A 24,259-nucleotide genomic window follows, 5' to 3' on the forward strand; every position below is an offset into this window, starting at 1 on the left:
CGGGGGCCGTTTGCGTAGCTTGAAAGCCTAAAAACAAGACAGAGGTTGTTATGGATTTTGCACAAATTTCCCGCTCGCTGCTCCCCTTGCTCGGCGGCAAAGAGAATATCGCCAGCGCCGCGCACTGTGCGACGCGCCTGCGGCTGGTGCTGGTGGACGACGCGAAAGCAGACACCGCCGCGATTGGCAAACTCGACGGCGTGAAGGGCTGTTTTCGTAACGCCGGGCAGTTACAAGTCATCTTCGGCACCGGGGTGGTGAACAAAGTCTACGCCGCGTTTATTACCGAGGCGGGGATCAGCGAGTCGAGCAAATCGGAAGCGGCGGATATCGCTGCGCGCAAACTGAACCCGTTCCAGCGCATCGCCCGTTTGCTGTCGAACATCTTCGTGCCGATCATTCCGGCGATTGTTGCTTCCGGCCTGCTGATGGGCCTGCTGGGGATGGTGAAAACCTACGGCTGGGTCAACCCGGATAACGCGCTCTATATCATGCTCGACATGTTCAGCTCGGCGGCGTTTATCATTCTGCCGATCCTGATTGGCTTTACCGCCGCGCGCGAGTTTGGCGGCAACCCCTATCTTGGCGCAACGCTTGGCGGCATCCTCACCCATCCGGCGCTGACCAACGCCTGGGGCGTGGCGGCGGGCTTCCACACCATGAACTTCTTCGGCATCGAAGTGGCGATGATTGGCTACCAGGGAACAGTCTTCCCGGTACTGCTGGCAGTGTGGTTTATGAGCATGCTGGAAAAACAGCTGCGCCGGGTGATCCCGGACGCGCTGGATCTGATCCTCACCCCGTTCCTGACGGTGATTATCTCCGGTTTTATCGCCATGCTGATTATCGGCCCGGCGGGCCGCGCGCTGGGCGACGGCATCTCATTTGTGCTCAGCACGCTGATTGCCCACGCGGGCTGGCTGGCGGGTCTGCTGTTTGGTGGGCTCTACTCGGTGATTGTGATTACCGGTGTGCACCACAGCTTCCACGCCATTGAGGCCGGGCTGCTCGGCAACCCGTCGATTGGCGTTAACTTCCTGCTGCCGATCTGGGCAATGGCTAACTTTGCGCAGGGCGGTGCCTGTCTGGCGGTGTGGTTTAAAACCAAAGACGCCAAAATCAAAGCGATTACCCTGCCCTCAGCCTTTTCGGCGATGCTCGGTATTACCGAAGCGGCGATCTTTGGTATCAACCTGCGCTTTATGAAGCCGTTTATCGCCGGGTTGATTGGCGGTGCGGTCGGCGGCGCGTGGGTGGTGTCGATGCATGTCTATATGACGGCGGTAGGCCTCACCGGGCTGCCGGGTCTGGCGATTGTGCAGGCCAGCTCGCTGCTTAACTATATTATCGGTATGGCTATCGCCTTTAGCGTCGCCTTCATTCTCTCCTTCTTGCTGAAATACAAAACGGACGCGGAATAATGGCATCTGACTCTCTGCTGCCCGCCATTTTACAGGCGGTGATGAAAGGCCAGCCGAAAGCGCTGAGCGACCCCTTCTACCCGAGCTGGCACCTGGCGCCGGTCACCGGGCTGCTCAACGATCCCAATGGATTTATCCAGATGGGCGGGCGTTACCACCTGTTTTATCAGTGGAACGCGCTGGGCTGCCAGCACAACCACAAATGCTGGGGGCACTGGAGCTCAGCGGATTTACTCCACTGGCAGCATAAGCCGATTGCGCTGATGCCGGACGAAGAGTATGACCGCAGCGGCTGCTACTCCGGTAGCGCCGTGGATAACGACGGCGTGCTGACGCTCTGCTACACCGGTAACGTCAAGTTTGACGACGGCACGCGCACCGCCTGGCAGTGTCTGGCGGTGCAGAACCGCGACGGCGGCTTCGACAAGCTCGGCCCGGCGATCCCGCTGCCAAACGGCTACACCGGACACGTGCGCGACCCGAAAGTGTGGCGACACGGCGACTTCTGGTACATGGTGCTCGGCGCGCAGGATCTCAATTTGCAGGGCAAAGTGCTGCTACTGCGCTCGGAAAACCTGTGGAACTGGCAGAACCTCGGTGAGATCGCCGGTAGCGGCCTTAACGGGCTGGGCGATGCGGGCTATATGTGGGAGTGCCCGGATCTCTTCGCGCTCGGCGACAGCACCTATCTTATCTGCTGCCCGCAAGGGATTACGCGCGACGAGAAGCGCTGGCTCAATACCCACCCGAGCGCTTATCTCAGCGGTGAGCTGGATTACGACAACGCGCAGTTCCGCCACGGCGAGTTTCACGAGCTTGACGCCGGGTTTGAGTTCTACGCGCCGCAAACCACGCAGAGCGAAGATGGCCGCCGTTTACTGGTTGGCTGGATGGGCGTGCCGGACGGGGAAGAGATGCGCCAGCCTACCGTCGCCAACGGCTGGATCCACCAGATGACCTGCCTGCGCCAATTAACCTCGCGCAACGGTAAGCTTTATCAACAGCCGGTTGTTGAGCTTCAGGCGTTACGCGGCGAAGAGCAAATCTTCAACGGTCAGGCCGACGCGCTATCGGCGCTGGATGCCGCGTCGCTGGAGCTGATTGTCGAGAGCGCAGGCGATCTCACGTTGAATTTCGCCGACACGCTGATCCTTGAGTGGAGCCAGAGTGAACTGCGCCTCGCGCGCAGAAGCTTTGAGAGCGGCGAGTGGCACTACCGCTACTGGCAAGGCGCGGCGCACAAGTTGCAGATCCTCTGCGACCACTCCAGCGTCGAGATCTTTATCAATGATGGCGAAGGGGTGATGAGCAGCCGCTACTTCCCGCAGCAGCCTGCGCGCTTAACGTTTGCGGGTGACGCAGAAGTGCGGGCGCGCTACTGGTCGTTACGTGCTTGCATGGTAGAATAAGCGCTTGTTTCCTTAAGCGATGCAAAACCGTGAGAAAACCTAAACGCGTTACCATCAGTGATATTGCCGCGCTGGCGGGGGTGTCAAAAGCCACCGCCAGCCTGGTGCTTAACGGCCGCGGCAAAGAGCTGCGCGTCGCCCAGGAGACGCGCGAGCGCGTGCAGGCGATTGCCCAGCAGCACCACTATCAGCCGAGTATTTACGCGCGCTTGCTGCGCGAAAACCGCAGCCATACGCTGGGGCTGGTGGTGCCAGAGATCATCAACTATGGTTTCGCCGTCTTCTCTCACGAACTGGAAAACCTCTGTCGCGAAGCGGGCCTGCAACTGCTTATCTCCTGCACCGATGAAAACGCCAGCCAGGAGACAGTGGTGGTCAATAACCTGGTGTCGCGCCAGGTCGATGGCCTGATTGTCGCCTCCAGCATGTTGAACGACGCCGACTACGTAAAACTGAGCGAGCAGCTGCCGGTGGTGTTGTTTGACCGCCATATCAGCGACACCCAGCTGCCGCTGGTGATCACCGATTCACTGACACCCACCGCCGAGCTGGTCGAGCGTCTGGCGCGCGCCAATCCGGATGAGATCTATTTTCTTGGCGGCCAGCCGCGCTTATCCCCGACCAAAGATCGTCTTGCAGGCTTTATGCAGGGGCTTGAACGCGCAGGCGTCACCCCGCGCCCGGAGTGGATCATTCACGGCAACTATCACCCGAGCAGTGGGTATGAGATGTTCGCCGCCCTCTGCGCGCGCCTTGGCCGCCCGCCGAAAGCGCTGTTTACCGCCGCCTGCGGGCTGCTGGAAGGGGTGCTGCGCTATATGAGCCAGCATCACCTGCTGGAGAGCGATATCCATATCGCCAGCTTTGACGATCACTATCTCTATGATTCGCTCTCGCTACCCATCGATACCGTCGAGCAGAATATCCCGCGCCTGGCGCAGGACTGCTTCGAGATCATCATGCAGCTGGTGGACGGTAACGAGCCGACCACGCCGCAGCGCATTCTTCCCGCCACGCTGCGCTGGCGTCATCCTTAACGCATGCCTCTGGCGCGATATGACCGCGCCAGCCAGATAAGAATTTGCTTAGCGTATAAGCGCAACGGGAGCACGTTGCGCTTGCTTCTTTCCCATTTATATTTTAGGTTTTCCTAAATTTAGAAAAAGCTAAAATAAAAATGCCACCATCGAATATTACCCAGTTACAGAACCAGGCTGAGCAGGCCGCTGCGCTGCTGAAAGCGATGAGCCACCCGCGCCGATTGCTGATTTTGTGCATGCTCTGCGATGCGCCCGGCACTCCTGCGGGCGAACTCTCGGCGTTGACCGGCCTTAGCCCGTCGGCCACCTCGCAGCACCTGACGCGCATGAAAGATGAGGGGCTGATTGAGAGCGTGCGCCAGGCGCAGCGCATCACCTACTTCATCAAAGATCCCGCCGTGAATCATATCGTCAACACACTTAAGGGCATCTACTGCCCGGAGGTCTGAATATGTCCTACACATCCATTTCCCCGCACGATGCACGGATACAACAGCAGCAGGGCGTGCCGTTGATTGATATTCGCCAGCCGGATGAGTTTCGCCGCGAACATCTGCCCGATGCCCTCTCCCTGCCGCTGGAGAATCTGCTGGCCGGTAAACGATTGAGCAGTGAAAAACCCGCGCAAACGGTGATTTTCCACTGCCAGTCAGGAATGCGTACCCAGAAAAACGTTGAGGCGTTGATCCAGGCCGCCGCGCCTGCGCAGGTGCTGTTACTGGAGGGTGGGCTGGCGAACTGGAAGCGCGCGGGCTTGCCGACGGTGCAGGATAAACGTCAGCCGCGCCCGCTGATGCAGCAGGTGCAGATCGTTGCGGGCAGCCTGGTGCTACTTGGCGTGGTGCTCGGCTACCTGCTCAATCCGGCCTTCTTTCTGCTATCAGGCTTTGTCGGCGCAGGCTTATTGTTCGCCGGATTAAGCGGCTGGTGCGGCATGGCATTGCTGCTGGCGAAGATGCCGTGGAACCGATCCTGATGTGCGGCATTTCTCCTCTGGGTCAAATGAGTGATATATTTCCCGGCCTACACCCAAGGAGACGCCATGGCGGAATTTGATTCACTCGCGCAGGAAGAGCTGGCGCAGGCAGAGGCTTTGCAGCAACAGGCACGGGATCGTGCCCTGCTCAACCAGCTACTCGACATCTATGGTCAAAAGTATGTGGCGGAGCAGTTAAAGAAAGCGGGCAAATCGGAGTGGAGCCGTGAAGCGCTCAACCGCTGGGTTAACGGCAAAGGCGCGGCGAAAACCCTTACCGCCACCGAAGAGAAGCTGCTGCGCGAGCTGTTGCCCTCCCCGCCCGCGCACCATCCCCATTACCGTTTTCGCTTTATCGATCTCTTTGCCGGTATCGGCGGCATCCGCAGCGGGTTTGAAGCGATTGGCGGGCAGTGCGTCTTTACCAGCGAGTGGAACAAAAACGCGGTGCGCACCTATAAAGCCAACTGGTATAACGACAGCGCCACGCACACCTTTAATCAGGATATCCGCGAAGTGACGCTGAGCGGCAATCCCACCATCTCTGAAGCGCAGGCTTACGCCCACATTGCGCAGCATATTCCCGAACACGATGTGTTATTAGCCGGTTTCCCCTGCCAGCCCTTTAGCCTTGCGGGCGTCAGTAAAAAGAATGCCCTCGGGCGGGCGCACGGCTTTGAGTGCGAAGCGCAGGGAACGCTCTTTTTCGACGTCGCGCGGATTATCAAAGCCCGCCGCCCGGCGATTTTCGTGCTGGAGAACGTGAAAAACCTCAAGAGCCACGACAAAGGCAAAACCTTCAGCGTAATCATGAATACGCTTGATGAGCTGGGTTACGACGTCGCCGACGCGGAAGCCTCGGGCAAGAACGATCCGAAGATTATCGACGGCAAACACTTTCTGCCGCAGCACCGCGAGCGCATTGTGCTGGTCGGTTTTCGCCGCGACCTCGATCTCGCCGACGGCTTTACGCTGCGCGATATCGACCGCCTCTATCCGCAGCAGCGCCCGACCTTTGGCGAACTGCTGGAGCCGACCGTCGACAGCAAATATGTGCTCTCGCCCAAGCTGTGGGATTACCTCTATCGCTATGCGAAGAAGCACGCCGCCAAAGGCAACGGTTTCGGCTTCGGGCTGGTCGACCCAACGAATGCTGGCAGCGTCGCACGCACCCTGTCGGCGCGCTATCACAAAGATGGTTCGGAAATTCTTATCGATCGCGGCTGGGATAAAGCGCTGGGCGAAGCGGACTTTACCCATGCTGAGAACCAGGCTCGCCGTCCGCGTCGCCTGACGCCGCGCGAGTGCGCCCGCCTGATGGGCTTTGAGAGAGTGGGCGAGAAGCCGTTTCGCATCCCGGTTTCCGACACCCAGGCGTACCGCCAGTTCGGCAATTCGGTGGTGGTGCCGGTCTTTGCCGCGGTGGCAAAACTGCTGGCACCGCGCATCGATCTGGCGGTGAAACGACGCAAAGAGAAGAGCAATCTGTGACGCAGAATACACTTCACTCGGCCTGAGTGAAGTGTTTGATAAGCGATCGTAAAGTTAAGGCAGGCCAGGTCGATAATTCTTGAGCAATCCCGACTCTCTTACGGACTATGGCCATGCTCAAAAACATACGTGTTATCACCGGCATTATTATCGCCCTTTCGGTATTTTGCCTTCTTCAACTGGTCACCGGGGGTCTTTTTTACTCGGCGGTCAATAACGACCGGGTGAATTTCCAGAACACCGGCGTGCTGAATGCGCAGCAAGAAAACCTTGGCGACAGCGTGAATACGCTGATCAAAACCCGCGTCACCGTCACCCGCGTGGCGATCCGCTTCCTGAAAAACCAGCGCGATCCGGCTTCCCTCGCCAGTATCGAAAAGCTGCTCAACACCGCAACCGATTCCCTGCAGAAATCTGAAACCTATTTCAATAACTATAAGAGCACACCGCGTGTCGCCGGGCAGGATAGCGTACTGGCGGACGACGTCGCGCAAAAGATCACTAAGATGCACGATGTGTTGCAGCAGTCGATCGCCTTCCTGCGCGCCAACAATTATGAAGCCTATGGCAACCTGGATGCGCAGCAGGCGCAAGATGATATGGATGCCAGCTACGCCAAGTGGCGTACCGAAAACAACACCTTCTTGCAGGCTGCCGCACAGCAAAACCAGCACAGCTTTACCAGCATGCAGTGGACGCTGGGGGTGATTCTGCTGGTGGTAATTGCGGTGATGGTAATGATCTGGCTCGGCCTGCAGCATCTGTTGCTGCGCCCGCTGCACAGCGTGATGAATCATATTCGCGCCATTGCCGGTGGCGATTTGACACAGTCCATTGCGGCGCAAGGGCGTAATGAGATGAGCCAACTGGCGGCCGGTCTGCATGAGATGCAATCTTCGCTGGTGAAAACCGTCAGCGCGGTGCGCAACAGTTCAGATTCGATCTATACCGGCGCCAGCGAAATCTCAACCGGCAATAACGATCTCTCTTCACGCACCGAGCAGCAGGCGGCGTCGCTGGAAGAGACCGCTGCCAGCATGGAGCAGCTGACCGCAACGGTGAAACAGAACACCGATAACGCCCGCCAGGCGTCGCAGCTGGCGAAAACCGCGTCTGACACCGCGGCGCGCGGCGGCCAGGTGGTGAGCAATGTAGTGCGCACGATGAGCGAGATCTCCGACAGTTCCCAGCAGATCGCCCATATTACCAGCGTGATTGACGGCATTGCCTTCCAGACCAATATCCTGGCGCTGAACGCCGCCGTGGAAGCAGCGCGCGCGGGCGAACAGGGCCGTGGCTTTGCTGTGGTCGCAGGCGAAGTGCGCACGCTGGCAAGCCGCAGCGCGCAGGCGGCAAAAGAGATCAAAACGCTGATTGAAAACTCCGTAAACCGCGTCAACTCCGGCACCACGCTGGTGGCGGAAGCGGGCGATACAATGAAAGAGATCGTCAATGCCGTTACCCGCGTGACGGATATTATGGGCGAGATCGCTTCGGCATCCGATGAGCAGAGTAAAGGTATTGAGCAGGTGAGCCTGGCCGTGTCGCAGATGGATAGCGTCACCCAGCAGAACGCCTCGCTGGTGCAGGAGTCCGCCGCTGCGTCCGCGGCACTTGAAGAGCAGGCCGAGCAGCTGCGTCAGGCCGTTGCCGTGTTTCGCGTCAACGGGCACAGCGCACTGCTTAACGCCAGACCAGGTAAACCGAGCGTCGCGCCGCTGCGCCCGGTGGCTACCGCCAGCACTGGCAGCGGTGACGGCAACTGGGAAACCTTCTGACAGACACCCGCGCGATGAAGCTGTCGCGCGGGTTACGCTGCCACCCACTGCGTGATCTCGTGGCGTAAGTGTTCGATATACCGCGTCAGTTTTGGAAGCGGTCGGCTGTCCTGGCGATAGACCAGGCTCACCGGCCGCGGCCTGGGCGTGAAGGGCTGCATGATGCGCACCAGCGTGCCGTTTGCCAGCTCCTCGCGTACCAGGATTTCAGGCTGCAACAGCAATCCCGCCCCGGCAATCGCCGCCATCCTTAACCCCTGCCCGTCATTACAGCGCAGCACCGGATCGCGCTGCCAGCTCATCTCTCCCGCTTCGCCCGGCAGTTTCCACTCATTGCGCCGGTTCCACACTCCGTTCGACAGACAGCGATGATCGCGCAGCGCCTCCGGTGAGGATGGCTCGCCATAACGCGCCAGATAGGCAGGCGCGGCGCAGATCACCATCCGGTAGAGGCAGAGCGGTTTTACCACCACATCCTCACTGTTCACCGCGCCGATGCGGATCGCCAGATCGAACCCCTCCTCCAGCAGATCAACGCTGCGATTACTCAAATCGAGATCGACCCGCACCTGCGGCCACGCCGTGAGAAAGGTGGCGGTGATGGGTGCGATAACGCAGCCGCCAAAAGTGGTTGAGGCGCTGACGCGCAGCGTACCGGCAGGTGCTGCGCGCAGCCGCTCGACGGAGGTTTCGGCAATATGCACCTGCTCCAGCACCCGCCGCGCCTCCTCATAGAAGACACGGCCGGCATCCGTCAGGCTCTGGCGTCGGGTATTGCGCGCCAGCAGGCGTGTCGCCAGGCTGTTTTCGAGTTGAGCAATGTATTTTCCGACCATTACCGCCGAGATCTCCAGCCTGGCGGCGGCCTGAGTAAAGGACCCCGCCTCTGCCACGGCGATAAACACCGCCATACTGCGCAGCTTATCCATAGTGCAAACCATTAGTTAGGAATAAATAAACATTCAGAGCATTTATCTTATCAATGATTAGCGAAAAAATGACCACTCCGCACACTGAAGGAGAGTTGCAATGAAGATTATCGTAATAGGTGCTACCGGCACCCTTGGCCGCGCAGTGGTGGCCGAGCTGGGTCAAGATAACGAGGTGATAAGCGTCGGGTTAACGCATGGCGATCTACAGGTCGATTTAACGCGTGATGAGAGTGTCGAGGCGCTGTTTGCGCAGACCGGACGCGTTGACGCGATTATCGCCACCACCGGCTCACTCTTTTTCGGCCCGCTAACGGCGATGCGCGCAGAGGATTTTGCTTCCGGCCTTAATGACAAACTGCTGGGCCAGGTGCGGCTGTCGCTTATAGGTCAGCACCATCTCAATGATGGCGGCTCGATCACGTTGACCAGCGGCATTATCGGCAGTGAACCCATTGCGCAGGGGGTGAATGCTACCGCGGTCAATGCGGCACTGGAGGGGTTTGTGCGTGCTGCGGCGTGCGAGTTACCGCGCGGCTTACGCATTAACGTCGTCAGCCCGACGGTGCTCCGCGAATCCGTTGAAAAATATGGTGCCTTCTTCCCGGGGTTTGAAAGTGTGCCTGCCGCGCGCGCTGCACTGGCCTATCGACGCAGTGTTCACGGCGTGCAGACAGGCCGCACCTTTACCGTCGGATATTAAGCGCGCTGGCTTTCGTCGCCTGCCGGTTGCTCCGCCGCTTTCAGCAGGGTGGTGAACTGCGACCACTGCTGCTGTAACGCGCCGATGTGGTTTTTCTCAAGCGTGGTGACAAATGGCAGCGAACCGCTGTTTTCCACCCGCTGATTCATCTGCGCAAACCAGCTGCTACTGTCGTCAGCATTGGCGGTGATCGCCAGCATCGCCTTGCGGTCCATCTGTGAGGAGTGTGTCCCGGCATCAAGTTGTTCGATCGCCTGCTGGCTCTGTTTCGCCTGAGCGGTGTCGCCCATGCTTTGCGCCAGCTCCGCCGACTGGGTCAGCGCCGCGCGGTTGGTCTGATCCGCCTGCTCGCCTTTTTTAGCCACAAACCCGGCGACGAAATCGCGCGCCTGCTGCTGGTAATCCGCCGAGACAAACTTATCCACCACATAATTGAGTTTCGCCTGGGTCATCGCCACGTCCATCCCGAGGGTGGTCTCATCACCGCTGCCTTGCGGCGAGGTCAACGCCTGGTGCAGCGCCGTGGCCATATCATCGGCATTGATGGTGGAGTGCTGGAAAAAGTCGATAAAGCTTACCGCGTCGTTGGCCGTGGCCGGGTCGCCATAGAAGGCGCTGGCAAGGCTCGGCCCGCGTGCATAAGAGGCCATATCGTTATTACGCACAACGGCCATCTCGCGGGCGACCTTTTCGCTCTGCTCTTTGGTGGGTTTTGGCTGGCTCTCTGCGCCGCGCGCCAGCGCTTCTGCAGAGATGGAGACAGAAATTGAACTCTCGGTGACAATCTCTTTGCCACCAAACGTTATCGTTTTTGACGCACGCACCTCATACTGCGACTGCGCTGCCGCAGAGGCACTGACTTCCTGAATGCTCATTTCGCTTCCTTAAAGTGATTGCTAACGTGATATTTATCGACGTCATCACCATTCTCTTTAAGGTTTTGGAGAAAAAATGTGCACTTGATCGGCGTGGGGCGGAGAACCGCCCCGGAAGGATCAGTCGCGGGATTGCACCCAGAAGGCGTGGATCAGGCCCGGGATATAACCCAGCAGCGTGAGCAGAATGTTAAGAAGAAACGCCAGGCCTAAGCCTTTCCCGAGCAGCACGCCCAGCGGCGGAAGAAGAATCGTAATGACAATACGCCAAAAGCCCATAAAGCCTCCTGTGCAAAGTAAATTCCAGGTGATTGATAATTTACACAATCTGTTTAAGCGTAGCCGCTACATCCCACAGTGCCAATCAGCCATCAAGAGGTTTACCCTCTTTTACGCTGTACCACTCTCGCTGTTCAGTCTATGTTTACTCTTACAACCTCGTTACAAAGGAGAGACATATGTTTGCTGTAGGCGATATCGTTCAACCGCGCATTGGCGGCCCGAAACTCAAAGTGCTCGAAGTGCATGATGACCAGATTATTGCGGTGCCCACTCACGACGAACAGGCGGAAAAGCTGACGCTTAAAGCCGATGACGTCGAGCTGTACAAAGAAGAGGGCGACTTTGGTGTCTGCTGAGTTATTGCGGTGGGCTCGCCCGCCGCGTAACGGCATACATACCCACTTCTGACGCGTAAAACCCCAACCCCTCCAGACCGCATCATATGCTGCTAAAAACGCCTTACTAGCATAAAACATACTGCCTCAACGCTTTTCACTCTTCGCCAAAGCATAGCGCGCTACGCTGACCGCTACGCCCTGCCGTGAAATAATGTAACTTACTGAAAATAAATCACTTCCAACACCAACCCAACAATAATAGGGCAATGCGGAAGATTGCAGCAGATGCAGAGCACTTTATCCAGGCGGCGGTCAAAAATAAAAATTAATCGCTAGTTGAGAGTTTCAAATCAGACAGATACGCTATGCGCGTAAATAAGTCCGTTTTAAAACGCTACACCTCTTCATTGCGCCATCATTTTTCAAGGAGCTTCATCATGTTCTCTTCGCAGTCTCGCCTGCGCCACGCCGCTGCGGACACTTTCGCGATGGTGGTCTACTGTTCAGTAGTGAACATGGTGATTGAAATATTCCTCTCCGGAATGAGCTTTGAGCAGTCCCTTTCCTCTCGTCTGGTGGCGATCCCGGTTAACATCATTATTGCCTGGCCTTACGGCTTCTATCGCGATCTCTTTATGCGCTATGCACGCCGCATAAGCCCCGCAGGCTGGATGAAAAATCTGGCAGATGTGCTGGCGTATGTCACTTTTCAGTCGCCGGTGTATGTAACGATTTTGTGGTCGGTAGGGGCAGACTGGCAGCAGATTATGGCGGCGGTCAGTTCAAATATCGTGATATCGATGTTGATGGGTGCGGTGTACGGCTACTTCCTCGATTACTGCCGCCGTCTCTTCCGGGTGAGTCATTACCACCAGGCGAAAGCCTGATGGCAGCTCTGGGTTAGTGCTGTTCGCCGAACAGGCCGTTCAGGAAGCGCTCGAGCGCCATACGCGAACTGAAACCATGCGGAATGCCGTAATGATCCTGTTCATGACCGCCCAGGTAGAGCGGGAAATTGTGGTAGTGATCGCACAACTTAATGTCCGATGCGGGATCGGCCAGCGATGAACTGCGCTCTTTCAGGGTGGGATGGATAATCAGCGCCGTGCGGCCCATACGAGCTTCGCGGTTAACATATACATAGTTTTCGCCACGGCGATAACCGTACGCTTTGTTGGTCGCCACATCCATCGTAAAGCCGACATTCTCCAGCACGCGCGCCACTTCATCGGGTCGTAAATACATAGATTTTCCTCATCATCTCTCAACTGCTTCGCAACCTTACAGTACTGAGCATGGTCAGTGACTCAGAAAATTCCACAAACTGCGCGTAAATGGGCGTTTGCCGTTTGGCCTGTAAAATTATGGTCTACGCTTAAAAGCACACCAAAAAAAGGGAGGCTACTATGTTAAACAGACCCACACGCCGTGAAGTAGATGAAGGTGTTGATGATATCAATAACGATGTCAACCAGTTAGCTGATAGCCTGGAAGATTTGCTTAAATCCTGGGGCAGCGACGCGAAAGAGGAAGGCGAATCTGCACGCCGTAAAGCGCAGGCGCTGCTGAAAGAGACTCGCGCCCGTATGCATGGTCGCAACCGTGTGCAACAAGCGGCACGTGACGCCGTCGGCTGTGCCGATAGCTTTGTGAAAGACCGTCCGTGGTGCAGCGTCGGTGCTGCTGCTGCCGTTGGTATTTTTGTCGGCGCGCTGCTCAGCTTCCGTCGTTAATTTATACAAATAATCTGAAACCTCTGCCCATCCTGCCGGATGTCAGGGGTTTTTCTTTGTCCTTTTTCCGCCCCGCTTTACAATACGCGGCGACATTTCGCCCTTACCCATTCAGCCACTCTCCTGGGCACGGCCTGTGTCTTTTTCCCATATATTGTATGGTTGATAAAATTTATAACTACATCTAGTATCTCTTCTTGTACTCCATACACTAACTGACGCGACTTATCGCGCCGCTCTACTACTTTTAACGGAAATACGAATCATGCGCATTACTATTTACACTCGAGATGATTGTGTTCAGTGCCACGCCACCAAACGGGCGATGGAGAGCCGCGGTTTTGAGTTTGAGATGGTGAACATTGATCATGTGCCGGATGCCGCAGACCAGCTGCGTGCGATGGGTTTTCGCCAGCTGCCGGTGGTGGTTGCAGGCGAGACAAAGTGGTCCGGCTTCCGCCCGGATATGATTAATCGTCTCAGCGCAGCCGCATGAGCACGCTCGTCTACTTCTCCAGCAGCTCGGAAAACACCCATCGCTTTATTACGCGCCTAGGGCTGCCGGCGGTGCGCATTCCGCTTAACGAGCGTGAGCGTATTCAGGTAGACGAACCCTATATTTTGGTGGTTCCCAGCTATGGCGGCGGCGGTACGGCCGGTGCTGTGCCGCGCCAGGTGATCCGCTTTTTGAACGATCCGCATAATCGGGCGTTGATTCGCGGCGTGATCGCCGCCGGCAATCGCAGCTTTGGCGATGCGTTTTGCCGCGCGGGCGATGTGATCGCGCAAAAATGCGCGGTGCCCTATCTCTATCGGTTTGAATTGATGGGTACTGCGCAGGACATCATCAACGTGCGAACAGGAGTAAGCGAATTTTGGCAACGACAACCGCAGCGCGCGTGATGCAGAGCACGCCCGATTTCCATGCACTGAATGCCATGCTCAATCTTTACGATCGCAATGGCCGCATTCAGTTTGAAAAAGACCACCAGGCGGTGGAGGCGTTTATGGCGCACCACGTTCGCCCCAACAGCGTTCACTTTGCGAGCCAGGATGAGCGCCTTAACTGGCTGGTGGCAGAAAATTATTACGATGAGAGCGTGCTCGCGCGCTATGAGCGGGCGTTTGTCATCGATCTGCTGGCGAAAGCGAAAGCGCGCGGTTTCCGCTTCCAGACCTTCCTTGGCGCCTGGAAGTTCTACACCAGCTACACGCTGAAAACCTTTGATGGCAAACGCTATCTGGAAGATTTTGAAGATCGCGCCTGCATGGTGGCCTTAACGCTGGCGCAGGGCGACACCGCGCTGGCACAGGAGTTGGTGGAGGAGATCCTCTCTGCCCGCTTTCAGCCCGCGACGCCGACCTTCCTTAACTGCGGTAAAAAGCAGCGCGGCGAACTGGTCTCCTGTTTCCTGCTGCGTATTGAAGACAATATGGAGTCGATTGGTCGCGCGGTGAACTCCGCCCTGCAACTCTCCAAGCGCGGCGGCGGCGTGGCCTTTTTGCTCTCGAATCTGCGTGAAGCAGGTGCGCCGATCAAGCGCATTGAAAACCAGTCTTCCGGTGTGATCCCGGTGATGAAGATGCTGGAAGATGCCTTCTCCTATGCCAATCAGTTGGGCGCACGCCAGGGCGCAGGTGCAGTCTATCTGCATGCCCATCATCCCGATATTCTGCGTTTTCTTGATACCAAGCGCGAAAACGCCGATGAGAAGATCCGCATCAAAACCCTGTCGCTGGGCGTGGTGATCCCGGATATCACCTTCCAGCTGGCGAAAGAGAATGCGCAGATGGCGCTCTTCTCCCCCTACGATGTAGAACGTCTGTATGGCAAGCCGTTTGGCGATATGGCGATCAGCGAAAACTACCACCAGCTGGTGGCTGACGAGCGGGTGCGCAAAAGCTGGATCAACGCGCGCGACTTCTTCCAGACGCTGGCAGAGATCCAGTTTGAGTCCGGTTACCCCTACATCATGTTTGAAGACACGGTTAACCGCGCTAACCCGATTGCCGGGCGCATCAATATGAGCAACCTCTGCTCGGAGATTTTGCAGGTTAACAGCGCCTCAACCTTTGATGACAACCTGGATTACGCCGAAACCGGGCACGATATCTCCTGTAATCTTGGCTCGCTGAACATTGCCCACACCATGGATTCGCCCGATTTCGGCCGCACCGTTGAGACCGCAATCCGAGGTTTAACCGCCGTTTCTGATATGAGCCATATCCGCTCGGTGCCGTCGGTGGAAGCGGGAAATGCCGCCTCCCATGCGATTGGGCTGGGGCAGATGAACCTGCACGGCTATCTGGCGCGCGAAGGCATTGCCTACGGCAGCCCGGAAGGGCTCGATTTCACCAACTTCTACTTCTACACCATCACCTGGCACGCGCTGCATACCTCGATGATGATCGCCCGCGAGCGCGGCCAGACCTTTGCCGGTTTCCCCGCCTCTCGCTACGCCAGCGGTGAGTATTTTGATCGCTATCTTGAAGGCGACTGGCAGCCGAATACCGATAAAGTGCGCGCGCTGTTTGCCCGTGCCAATATCACCATCCCGACGCGCGAGATGTGGCAACAACTGCGTGAAGAGGTGATGCGTTACGGCATCTATAACCAGAATTTACAGGCGGTGCCGCCGACCGGGTCGATCTCCTATATCAACCATGCGACATCGAGTATTCACCCGATTGTGTCGAAGATTGAGATCCGCAAAGAGGGCAAAACCGGGCGCGTTTACTACCCTGCCCCGTTTATGACCAATGAGAACCTGGCCCTGTATGAAGATGCCTACGAGATTGGGCCAGAGAAGATCATTGATACCTACGCCGAAGCGACGCGCCATGTCGATCAGGGTCTGTCACTGACGCTCTTTTTCAAAGATACAGCCACCACGCGCGACATCAACCGGGCGCAAATTTACGCGTGGAAAAAGGGCATTAAGACGCTCTACTACATCCGCCTGCGCCAGCTTGCGCTGGAAGGCACCGAAATCCAGGGCTGCGTCTCCTGTGCGCTATGAGGAAAGTATGATGAACCCACTCTCCCGCGTCAGCGCGGTGAACTGGAACAAAATCCAGGATGATAAAGATCTCGAAGTGTGGAACCGGCTGACCAGTAACTTCTGGCTGCCGGAAAAAGTACCGCTGTCGAACGATATTCCGGCCTGGCAGAGCTTAAGCCCGGCCGAGCAGCAGCTGACGATCCGCGTCTTTACCGGGCTGACGCTGCTCGACACCATTCAGAACACCGTTGGCGCACCGGCGCTGATGCCGGATGCAGCCACCCCGCACGAAGAGGCGGTGCTCTCCAACATCAGCTTTATGGAGGCAGTGCACGCCCGCTCCTACAGCTCTATCTTCTCGACGCTCTGCCAGACGCGGGATGTTGATGTTGCTTACGCCTGGAGCGAAGAGAACCACGCCCTGCAACGCAAAGCGCAGATCGTGCTGGGCCACTATCGCGCTGACGATCCACTGAAAAAGAAGATCGCCAGCGTCTTTCTGGAGTCGTTTCTCTTCTACTCCGGCTTCTGGCTGCCGATGTACTGGTCAAGCCGCGGCAAGCTGACCAACACCGCCGACCTGATTCGTCTCATCATTCGCGATGAAGCGGTGCACGGTTACTACATCGGTTATAAGTATCAGAAAGGGTTAGAGAAAGTGAGCGAGGCCGAGCGCGAGTCGCTGAAAAACTTCGCCCTCGATCTGCTGATGGAGCTATACGATAACGAGCTTGCCTACACTGACGATCTCTATGCCGACAGCGGCTGGGCCGAAGAGGTGAAAGCATTTCTCTGTTACAACGCGAACAAGGCGCTGATGAACCTCGGGTATGAGGCGCTCTTCCCGCCGGAGATGGCGGATGTCAACCCGGCGATATTGTCGGCGCTGTCGCCCAACGCCGACGAAAATCACGACTTTTTCTCCGGCTCCGGCTCGTCGTATGTGATGGGTAAAGCCGTCGAAACGGAAGACGAAGACTGGAACTTTTAAATATTCTCTCCTCTCGTGCTGCGGGAGGAGAATATCCCCCCGTTTTTTAATTCACCACTATTTATTCCGCCGCATTTAAGCTGATTCTTAGCAAAATAACTATGACGGTCTGCGCTGTCATGGTTTGTTCATATTCCGCAAAATCATCTCCATTCAGGCTAATTTTTCTGTCCAATTCAAAAAAATGATTACCCGCGCCAGCCCTTATATCATGGGAAATAATGCCATTTGAGTGCATGGAAATTCTGTAAAGCGCGGCACAGAAGGGTTGTCTCAGATGAAGAGTGTGGTAGGGTATGACCAGTCAAATATATTCATTGGGTAGCGTATCGAAATAATAAATAACAGGAACTCTATTATTGCATGGCAATTAAATTAGAAGTTAAGAATCTCTATAAAGTATTTGGCGAGCATCCGCAGAGAGCTTTCAAATATATAGAAAAAGGACTTTCGAAAGAAGAAATACTGGAAAAAACGGGTCTGTCGCTTGGCGTGAAAGACGCCAGTCTGGCCATTGAAGAAGGCGAGATATTCGTCATCATGGGGTTATCCGGCTCGGGTAAATCCACTATGGTACGCCTTCTCAATCGCCTGATTGAACCCACCCGCGGACAGGTGCTGATAGACGGCGTCGATATTGCCAAAATATCCGATGCCGAGCTACGCGAGGTGCGCAGAAAAAAGATTGCAATGGTCTTCCAGTCATTCGCCCTAATGCCCCATATGACGGTGCTGGATAATACCGCATTTGGTATGGAGTTAGCCGGCATGCCCGCGCAGGAGCGCCAGGAAAAAGCGCTCGATGCACTGCGCCAGGTGGGGCTGGAAAATTACGCCCACGGCTACCCGGATGAACTCTCCGGCGGTATGCGCCAGCGCGTCGGATTAGCCCGCGCATTAGCCATCAATCCCGATATCTTATTAATGGATGAGGCCTTCTCCGCGCTCGATCCCTTAATTCGTACCGAGATGCAGGATGAGCTGGTCAAGCTGCAGGCGAAACATCAGCGCACCGTTGTCTTTATTTCCCACGATCTCGATGAAGCGATGCGCATTGGCGACCGGATTGCGATTATGCAAAACGGCGAAGTGGTGCAGGTCGGCACGCCGGATGAGATTTTGAATAATCCGGCCAATGATTATGTGCGCACCTTCTTCCGCGGCGTTGATATTAGCCAGGTGTTCAGCGCGAAGGATATTGCGCGCCGTACGCCCGTGGGTCTGATTCGTAAAACGCCCGGTTTCGGCCCGCGCTCGGCGCTGAAAATGTTGCAGGATGAAGACCGCGAATATGGCTATGTCATTGAGCGCGGCAATAAGTTTGTCGGCATTGTCTCCATCGACTCCCTGAAAGCGGCGCTGACCGCCGCGCAAGGGATCGATGCGGCGTTGATTGACTCCCCGCTTGCGGTGGAGGCAGACACGCCGCTCAGCGAACTGCTCTCCCATGTCGGACAGGCGCCCTGCGCGGTGCCGGTGGTGGGTGAAGAGCAACAGTACGTGGGCATCATTTCGAAACGAATGCTGCTGCAGGCTTTAGATCGCGAGGGGGTAAACAATGGCTGATCAAAACAATCCGTGGCAGAGCGCACCGGCAACGGACAGCGCCGCACAGTCGGCTGATGCGTGGGGCGGCGGCGCGGCAGCACCTGCCGATAGCGGCAGCGCTGACTGGCTTAACAGCGCCCCGGCACCCGCGCCGGAACACTTCAACATTATGGATCCGTTCCATAAAACGCTGATCCCGCTCGACAGCTGGGTGACGCAGGCGATCGACTGGGTGGTGCTCCACTTCCGCCCGCTCTTCCAGGGCATTCGCGTGCCGGTGGATTACATTCTTAGCGGCTTTCAACAGCTGCTGCTCGGCATGCCGTCGCCGGTGGCGATTATTCTCTTCTCGCTGATCGCCTGGCAGATGAGCAGCGCCGGGATGGGCGTTGCAACGCTGGTATCGCTGATTGCTATCGGCGCGATTGGCGCCTGGTCACAGGCGATGATTACCCTGGCTCTGGTGCTCACCGCACTGCTGTTCTGCGTGGTGATCGGCTTGCCGATGGGGATCTGGCTGGCGCGCAGCCCACGGGCGGCGAAGATCGTTCGCCCGCTGCTGGATGCGATGCAGACCACTCCGGCGTTTGTCTACCTGGTGCCGATTGTGATGCTGTTTGGTATCGGGAACGTGCCGGGCGTGGTGGTGACGATTATCTTCGCCCTGCCGCCGGTAGTGCGCCTGACGATCCTTGGCATCAACCAGGTGCCGGCGGATCTGATTGAAGCCTCACGATCCTTTGGTGCCAGCCCGCGCCAGATGCTGTTCAAAGTTCAGCTCCCGCTAGCAATGCCAACCATTATGGCGGGCATCAACCAGACCCTGATGCTGGCGCTGTCGATGGTGGTGATCGCCTCGATGATCGCCGTTGGCGGGTTGGGGCAGATGGTGCTGCGCGGTATTGGTCGCCTTGATATGGGCCTTGCCAGCGTCGGCGGCGTCGGGATTGTGATCCTCGCAATCATTCTTGACCGCCTGACTCAGGCCGTGGGTCGTGACTCGCGCAGCCGCGGTAACCGCCGCTGGTATCAGACCGGCCCGCTAGGCCTGCTGACCCGCCCCTTCGCCAAATAATTTTGCTGCCCGGCGCACCGGCCGGGCAACAACATCACACCTGAAAAATAAGGAATAACGATGCGACATAGCGTACTTTTTGCCACAGCGTTTACCACCCTTCTCTCCACCAGCGCTTTTGCCGCCGATCTGCCGGGCAAAGGCATTACCGTTAAACCGTTTCAGAGCACCATCGCCGAAGAGGCGTTCCAGACGCTGCTGGTCAGCCGCGGCCTTGAAAAGCTCGGCTATACGGTCGAAAAACCGGATGAAGTAGATTACAACGTCGGTTACACCTCGATGGCAGCAGGCGATGTCACCTTTACCGCCGTCAACTGGCAGCCGCTGCATGATGATATGTATGCCGCCGCCGGGGGCAATAAGAAGTTCTACCGCGAAGGCACCTATGTGACCGGCGCGGCGCAGGGCTACCTGATCGACAAGAAAACCGCCGATAAGTACCACATCACCAATATTGAGCAGTTAAAAGATCCGAAAATCGCCAAACTGTTCGACGGCAACGGTGACGGCAAAGCCGATATGATGGGCTGCTCGCCGGGCTGGGGCTGTGAAACGGTGATTAACCACCAGCACAAAGCCTATGGCCTGGAGAACACCGTCACGGTTAACCACGGTAACTACTCGGCGATGATGGCGGACACCATCACCCGCTTTAAAGAGGGGAAACCGATCCTCTACTACACCTGGACCCCGTACTGGGTGAGCGATGTGCTGAAGCCGGGTAAAGATGTGGTCTGGTTGCAGGTGCCGTTCTCCTCCCTGCCGGGCGAGCAGAAAAATATCGATACCAAACTGCCGAACGGCATGAACTACGGTTTCCCGGTGAACACCATGCACATTGTTGCCAATAAAGCCTGGGCGGAGAAAAACCCGGCGGCGGCGAAGCTGTTTGCCGTTATGAAACTGCCGCTGGCGGATATCAATGCCCAGAATGCGATGATGCACGCCGGTAAAGCCTCCGAAGCGGATGTGCAGGGCCACGTTGATGGCTGGATCAAAGCCCATCAGCAGCAGTTTGATGGCTGGGTGAAAGAGGCGCTCGCCGCACAGAAGTAACGCACTGACTCTTTGACCTTCTCACGCGCCATCGGGTTCTCGCCCGGTGGCGCGTTCGTTTATCCAGCCCGGGTGCACAGATAACAACACACGCCGCCGGGCAATTGTCTATGATGGATTTCTGACAAAGAACCTCATTGATAGTTGATACCTATGACAAAAACTCACCACGGACTTAGCCCGGCGCTGATTGCGCTGATGTCGATGGCAACCGGACTCGCCGTTGCCAGCAATTACTACCCGCAGCCGCTGCTGGATACCATCGCTAACGCCTTTTCGATCACCGCAAGCCAGGCCGGATTTATCGTCACCGCCGCGCAGCTTGGCTATGCCGCCGGGCTGCTGCTGTTGGTGCCGCTTGGCGATATGTTTGAGCGGCGCACATTAATTGTGGTGATGACGCTACTCTCAGCGGGCGGGATGCTGATTACCGCCAGTAGCCCATCGCTCGGTTTGATGATTCTGGGTACCGCACTTACCGGCCTCTTCTCAGTGGTGGCGCAACTTCTGGTGCCGCTGGCCGCGACGCTTGCGACGCCAGAGAGCCGTGGGCGAGTGGTCGGCACGATTATGAGCGGCCTGCTGCTGGGGATCCTGCTTGCGCGCACCGTCGCCGGGCTGCTGGCAAGCCTCGGCGGCTGGCGCACCGTTTACTGGGTTGCCAGCGTATTAATGGTGCTGATGGCGCTGGCGCTCTGGCGCGGCCTGCCGAAACTCAAGTCGGAAACGCACCTTAACTATCCGCAGCTGCTCGGCTCCGTCTTCACGCTCTTCGCCAGCAATAAACTGCTGCGCACCCGCGCGCTGCTTGGCTGCCTGAGCTTTGCCAACTTCAGCGTCTTGTGGACTTCAATGGCCTTTCTGCTCGCCGCGCCGCCGTTTCACTTCTCTGATGCGATGATCGGCCTGTTTGGCCTGGTGGGCGCCGCCGGTGCATTAGGTGCACGTCAGGCGGGCGGGCTTGCGGATCGCGGCAAAGGCAACCTCACCACCACAGGTGGTCTGGTGCTGCTTCTGCTCTCCTGGGTGGCAACCTGGTTTGGTCACAGTTCCGTCTTCGCGCTGATTATCGGCATTATCATGCTCGATCTCACGGTACAGGCGGTGCATATCACCAACCAGACGATTATCTATCGCGTGAACCCGGAGGCGCGTAACCGGCTCACAGCTGGCTATATGACCAGCTACTTTATCGGCGGTGCCGCAGGGTCGTTGATTTCGGCCACGGCGTGGCAGCATGCGGGTTGGGCTGGCGTCTGCGCTGCGGGCGCTATCCTCGCCTTGCTTAACGTGCTGGTGTGGTGGCGAGGATATCGCCATACGGAGGCGCAGAGCTAAGCAACCGCTCACGTTTAGGCAATTCGGTGCCAAACCGGGGTGTTAACACGTCCGTCACTCTGCTAAGGTTATAGGACTTGTTTATCCCGGTTATATTAACGTGGGTGATATATAACAAACTTTATGGATATGGATCGTTCATTGAATTACACCGCCGGGCCTGAAAAGGTGGCATCGCACACGGAAGGCATCACAAACCGCCTGTCCTCTATTGTTAGCCACCCCGCCGTGGCATTTTCCTTCGTTTTATACGCCCGCTTCGCCGGTCGCCACCTCTGGCATCGTCACCGCCCTGTCTTCTTCACGCTAGTGAGCGCACTGCTGTCCGGTGTCGCCTGGAAATTTCTGCCACATGCATAGATAGAGCAAATTTATTAGCACAAATAATACATTTACTTTATTTGTCACCGTCGTTACTATATCGACTGCAATTAATGAGGTTATACCCAAATGGATAGTTCGTTTACGCCCATTGAACAAATGCTTAAGTTTCGCGCCAGCCGCTATGAAGATTTCCCGTTTCAGGAGATTTTATTGACCCGCCTCTGTATGCACATGCAGGGCAAGCTGCTGGAAAACCGCAATAAGATGCTGAAAGCGCAGGGCATTAACGAGACATTGTTTATGGCGCTGATTACCCTGGAGTCGCAGGAAAATCACAGCATTCAGCCGTCGGAGCTGAGCAGCGCGCTGGGATCGTCCCGCACCAACGCTACTCGTATCGCCGATGAGCTGGAGAAGCGCGGCTGGATCGAACGCCGCGAAAGCGATAACGATCGCCGCTGTCTGCATCTGCAACTGACCGACAAAGGACACGAGTTCCTGCGTCAGGTTCTGCCACCGCAGCACAACTGCCTGCATCAACTCTGGTCAACCCTGACCAACGCTGAGAAAGATCAGCTCGAGCAGATCACCCGTAAGCTTCTGTCGCGTCTCGACCAGATGGATGAAGAGGACGTGGTCCTCGAGGCGCTGCGCTAACGCGATAAACAGCTTTAGTTTCCAGGATGAGCAATGTGAAGGGCCAGCTAAGCTGGCCTTTCTGACGAAAGGTCGGTACACGCCGACATAACTAAAAATAAGATCGTGGAGAGAATCATGAGCGCAAATGCGGAGAGCCAGACCCCGCAGCAACCGGTCAAAAAGCGCGGCAAACGTAAGGGATTGCTGCTGTTACTGACCTTGCTCTTTGTTGTTATTGCCGTGGCATACGGAATTTATTGGTTTTTAGTCCTGCGTCATTTTGAAGAGACGGACGACGCCTATGTGGCCGGGAACCAGGTGCAGATCATGTCGCAGGTCTCCGGCAGCGTGACGAAAGTCTGGGCCGACAACACCGATTTTGTGCAGAAAGGCGATGTGCTGGTCACACTTGATGAGACCGATGCCCGCCAGGCGTTTGAAAAAGCGCAGACCCAGCTGGCAACCAGCGTGCGCCAGACCCGCCAGTCCATTATCAACAGCAAACAACTCCAGGCGAGCGTTGAGCTGAAAAAGACCGCCCTTGCCCAGGCGCAGAGCGATCTTAATCGCCGCGTGCCGCTCGGCAGCGCGAATCTGATTGGTCGCGAAGAGTTGCAGCACGCCCGTGATGCGGTCGCCAGCGCGCAGGCCGCACTGGATGTCGCCGTTCAGCAATATAACGCCAACCAGGCGATCGTGCTGGATACGCCGCTCGAAGAGCAGCCCGCGGTGAAGCAGGCAGCAACAGAAGTCCGTAATAGCTGGCTGGCTTTGCAGCGCACCAAAATTGTCAGCCCGCTCACCGGCTATGTCTCCCGCCGCGCGGTGCAGCCTGGCGCGCAGATTTCTGTCACCACTCCGTTGATGGCGGTGGTTCCGGCGACCAACCTCTGGGTGGATGCCAACTTTAAAGAGACGCAGCTTGCGCATATGCGCATTGGCCAGACCGCGACCATCATCAGCGATTTTTATGGCGATGAGGTTGAGTACAAAGGCAAAGTGGTCGGTCTCGATATGGGTACCGGCAGCGCCTTCTCACTGCTGCCGGCGCAGAACGCGACCGGGAACTGGATCAAAGTGGTTCAGCGACTGCCGGTGCGTGTCGAGCTTGATGCCCAACAGCTGGCAGATCACCCGCTGCGTATTGGCCTGTCAACAACGGTGAAAGTCGATACCTCCGCGCGCGATGGCGCCGTGCTGGCGAAGCAGGCACGCACCACGCCAGCGTATGAGAGTAACGCGCGCGAGATCAATCTTGAGCCGGTCAACACGCTTATCAATAACATCGTGAAAGCCAACGCCGGGTAATCT

Annotated in this window: 25 protein-coding genes; 21 read left to right on the forward strand and 4 right to left on the reverse strand. The window is 57.0% G+C overall.

Annotated elements, in window-relative coordinates:
* Nucleotides 1-50: 50 nt before the first annotated feature.
* The 7 genes from IAE50_RS19490 (at nt 51) to IAE50_RS19520 (ending at nt 8,115) form a co-directional block, all read left to right on the forward strand.
* Nucleotides 51-1,421 carry a sucrose-specific PTS transporter subunit IIBC gene (locus IAE50_RS19490; protein ID WP_023480595.1) on the forward strand — a complete coding sequence of 457 codons (1,371 nt, stop codon included), beginning with the start codon at nt 51-53 and terminating at the stop codon, nt 1,419-1,421.
* Nucleotides 1,421-2,830 (forward strand): sucrose-6-phosphate hydrolase, encoded by a 1,410-nt coding sequence (locus IAE50_RS19495; RefSeq protein WP_200580997.1) that lies wholly within the window; start codon nt 1,421-1,423, stop codon nt 2,828-2,830. Before IAE50_RS19490 ends, IAE50_RS19495 begins: the two co-directional genes overlap by 1 nt.
* A 29-nt stretch (nt 2,831-2,859) precedes the next feature.
* The gene (locus IAE50_RS19500; RefSeq protein ID WP_200580998.1) at nt 2,860-3,867 is read left to right on the forward strand and encodes a substrate-binding domain-containing protein; all 1,008 of its coding nucleotides are present in this window, start codon (nt 2,860-2,862) and stop codon (nt 3,865-3,867) included.
* Between the two features lie 140 nt (nt 3,868-4,007).
* A complete protein-coding gene (locus IAE50_RS19505; protein WP_042712534.1) occupies nt 4,008-4,319 on the forward strand; it encodes a helix-turn-helix transcriptional regulator in 312 nt (103 codons plus the stop codon).
* A gap of 2 nt (nt 4,320-4,321) precedes the next feature.
* Nucleotides 4,322-4,846 (forward strand): rhodanese family protein, encoded by a 525-nt coding sequence (locus tag IAE50_RS19510; protein WP_200580999.1) that lies wholly within the window; start codon nt 4,322-4,324, stop codon nt 4,844-4,846.
* A gap of 66 nt (nt 4,847-4,912) precedes the next feature.
* The gene (locus IAE50_RS19515) at nt 4,913-6,337 is read left to right on the forward strand and encodes a DNA cytosine methyltransferase (RefSeq protein ID WP_232045229.1); all 1,425 of its coding nucleotides are present in this window, start codon (nt 4,913-4,915) and stop codon (nt 6,335-6,337) included.
* Between the two features lie 113 nt (nt 6,338-6,450).
* Complete coding sequence (locus IAE50_RS19520) at nt 6,451-8,115, forward strand: methyl-accepting chemotaxis protein (protein WP_094421770.1); 1,665 nt, start codon at nt 6,451-6,453, stop codon at nt 8,113-8,115.
* 32 nt (nt 8,116-8,147) lie between these two features.
* Here IAE50_RS19520 and IAE50_RS19525 read toward each other — a convergent pair whose 3' ends face one another.
* A complete protein-coding gene (locus tag IAE50_RS19525) occupies nt 8,148-9,044 on the reverse strand; it encodes a LysR family transcriptional regulator (RefSeq protein ID WP_200581000.1) in 897 nt (298 codons plus the stop codon).
* Between the two features lie 100 nt (nt 9,045-9,144).
* Between IAE50_RS19525 and IAE50_RS19530 the strand changes: the two genes are divergently transcribed.
* Nucleotides 9,145-9,747 (forward strand): short chain dehydrogenase, encoded by a 603-nt coding sequence (locus IAE50_RS19530; RefSeq protein ID WP_200581001.1) that lies wholly within the window; start codon nt 9,145-9,147, stop codon nt 9,745-9,747.
* On the opposite strand, the gene IAE50_RS19535 is transcribed toward IAE50_RS19530, so the two are convergent.
* Together IAE50_RS19535 and IAE50_RS19540 are read right to left on the reverse strand one after the other, a co-directional pair.
* Entirely contained in the window at nt 9,744-10,622 is an 879-nt protein-coding gene (locus IAE50_RS19535) for a hypothetical protein (RefSeq protein ID WP_200581002.1), read from the reverse strand. The two genes, IAE50_RS19530 and IAE50_RS19535, sit on opposite strands and share 4 nt — an antisense overlap.
* 120 nt (nt 10,623-10,742) lie before the next feature.
* On the reverse strand, nt 10,743-10,901 hold the full coding sequence (locus IAE50_RS19540) for a YqaE/Pmp3 family membrane protein (RefSeq protein ID WP_023480545.1): 159 nt from the start codon (nt 10,899-10,901) through the stop codon (nt 10,743-10,745).
* Between the two features lie 179 nt (nt 10,902-11,080).
* Between IAE50_RS19540 and IAE50_RS19545 the strand changes: the two genes are divergently transcribed.
* Nucleotides 11,081-11,260, forward strand: a complete 180-nt coding sequence (locus tag IAE50_RS19545; protein WP_042712545.1) for a hypothetical protein — start codon at nt 11,081-11,083, stop codon at nt 11,258-11,260.
* Between the two features lie 419 nt (nt 11,261-11,679).
* Nucleotides 11,680-12,129 carry an L-alanine exporter AlaE gene (gene alaE / locus IAE50_RS19550; protein WP_054803941.1) on the forward strand — a complete coding sequence of 150 codons (450 nt, stop codon included), beginning with the start codon at nt 11,680-11,682 and terminating at the stop codon, nt 12,127-12,129.
* Between the two features lie 13 nt (nt 12,130-12,142).
* Here alaE and IAE50_RS19555 read toward each other — a convergent pair whose 3' ends face one another.
* Nucleotides 12,143-12,487, reverse strand: coding sequence for a DUF2002 family protein (locus tag IAE50_RS19555; protein WP_042712548.1), 345 nt, complete (start codon nt 12,485-12,487; stop codon nt 12,143-12,145).
* Nucleotides 12,488-12,648: 161 nt separating this feature from the next.
* On the opposite strand from IAE50_RS19555, the gene IAE50_RS19560 reads away from it, so the two are divergent.
* From IAE50_RS19560 to emrA, 11 genes are all read left to right on the forward strand, one after another.
* Nucleotides 12,649-12,975, forward strand: coding sequence for a DUF883 domain-containing protein (locus IAE50_RS19560; RefSeq protein WP_128482281.1), 327 nt, complete (start codon nt 12,649-12,651; stop codon nt 12,973-12,975).
* A gap of 265 nt (nt 12,976-13,240) precedes the next feature.
* Nucleotides 13,241-13,471, forward strand: coding sequence for a glutaredoxin-like protein NrdH (gene nrdH, locus IAE50_RS19565; RefSeq protein WP_042712550.1), 231 nt, complete (start codon nt 13,241-13,243; stop codon nt 13,469-13,471).
* Nucleotides 13,468-13,878, forward strand: coding sequence for a class Ib ribonucleoside-diphosphate reductase assembly flavoprotein NrdI (nrdI, locus tag IAE50_RS19570; RefSeq protein WP_094421780.1), 411 nt, complete (start codon nt 13,468-13,470; stop codon nt 13,876-13,878). The genes nrdH and nrdI overlap by 4 nt, the downstream gene beginning before the upstream one ends.
* Nucleotides 13,851-15,995, forward strand: coding sequence for a class 1b ribonucleoside-diphosphate reductase subunit alpha (nrdE, locus tag IAE50_RS19575; protein ID WP_200581003.1), 2,145 nt, complete (start codon nt 13,851-13,853; stop codon nt 15,993-15,995). Before nrdI ends, nrdE begins: the two co-directional genes overlap by 28 nt.
* A 10-nt stretch (nt 15,996-16,005) precedes the next feature.
* The gene (gene nrdF / locus IAE50_RS19580; RefSeq protein ID WP_232045460.1) at nt 16,006-16,968 is read left to right on the forward strand and encodes a class 1b ribonucleoside-diphosphate reductase subunit beta; all 963 of its coding nucleotides are present in this window, start codon (nt 16,006-16,008) and stop codon (nt 16,966-16,968) included.
* 363 nt (nt 16,969-17,331) lie between these two features.
* Nucleotides 17,332-18,534, forward strand: a complete 1,203-nt coding sequence (gene proV, locus IAE50_RS19585; protein WP_200581005.1) for a glycine betaine/L-proline ABC transporter ATP-binding protein ProV — start codon at nt 17,332-17,334, stop codon at nt 18,532-18,534.
* On the forward strand, nt 18,527-19,591 hold the full coding sequence (proW, locus tag IAE50_RS19590; protein WP_054803936.1) for a glycine betaine/L-proline ABC transporter permease ProW: 1,065 nt from the start codon (nt 18,527-18,529) through the stop codon (nt 19,589-19,591). The genes proV and proW overlap by 8 nt, the downstream gene beginning before the upstream one ends.
* A gap of 60 nt (nt 19,592-19,651) precedes the next feature.
* Nucleotides 19,652-20,647 (forward strand): glycine betaine/L-proline ABC transporter substrate-binding protein ProX, encoded by a 996-nt coding sequence (proX, locus tag IAE50_RS19595; protein WP_200134556.1) that lies wholly within the window; start codon nt 19,652-19,654, stop codon nt 20,645-20,647.
* A 153-nt stretch (nt 20,648-20,800) separates the two neighbouring features.
* Nucleotides 20,801-21,985 carry an MFS transporter gene (locus IAE50_RS19600; RefSeq protein WP_200581006.1) on the forward strand — a complete coding sequence of 395 codons (1,185 nt, stop codon included), beginning with the start codon at nt 20,801-20,803 and terminating at the stop codon, nt 21,983-21,985.
* 450 nt (nt 21,986-22,435) lie between these two features.
* The gene (mprA, locus tag IAE50_RS19605; RefSeq protein WP_023480518.1) at nt 22,436-22,966 is read left to right on the forward strand and encodes a transcriptional repressor MprA; all 531 of its coding nucleotides are present in this window, start codon (nt 22,436-22,438) and stop codon (nt 22,964-22,966) included.
* Between the two features lie 117 nt (nt 22,967-23,083).
* Nucleotides 23,084-24,256: a multidrug efflux MFS transporter periplasmic adaptor subunit EmrA gene (emrA, locus tag IAE50_RS19610; RefSeq protein ID WP_124967457.1), complete on the forward strand. Its 1,173-nt coding sequence runs from the start codon at nt 23,084-23,086 to the stop codon at nt 24,254-24,256.
* Nucleotides 24,257-24,259 lie beyond the last annotated feature (3 nt).

Source organism: Kosakonia sp. S42, from assembly GCF_016624785.1.
GTDB lineage: Bacteria > Pseudomonadota > Gammaproteobacteria > Enterobacterales > Enterobacteriaceae > Kosakonia > Kosakonia cowanii.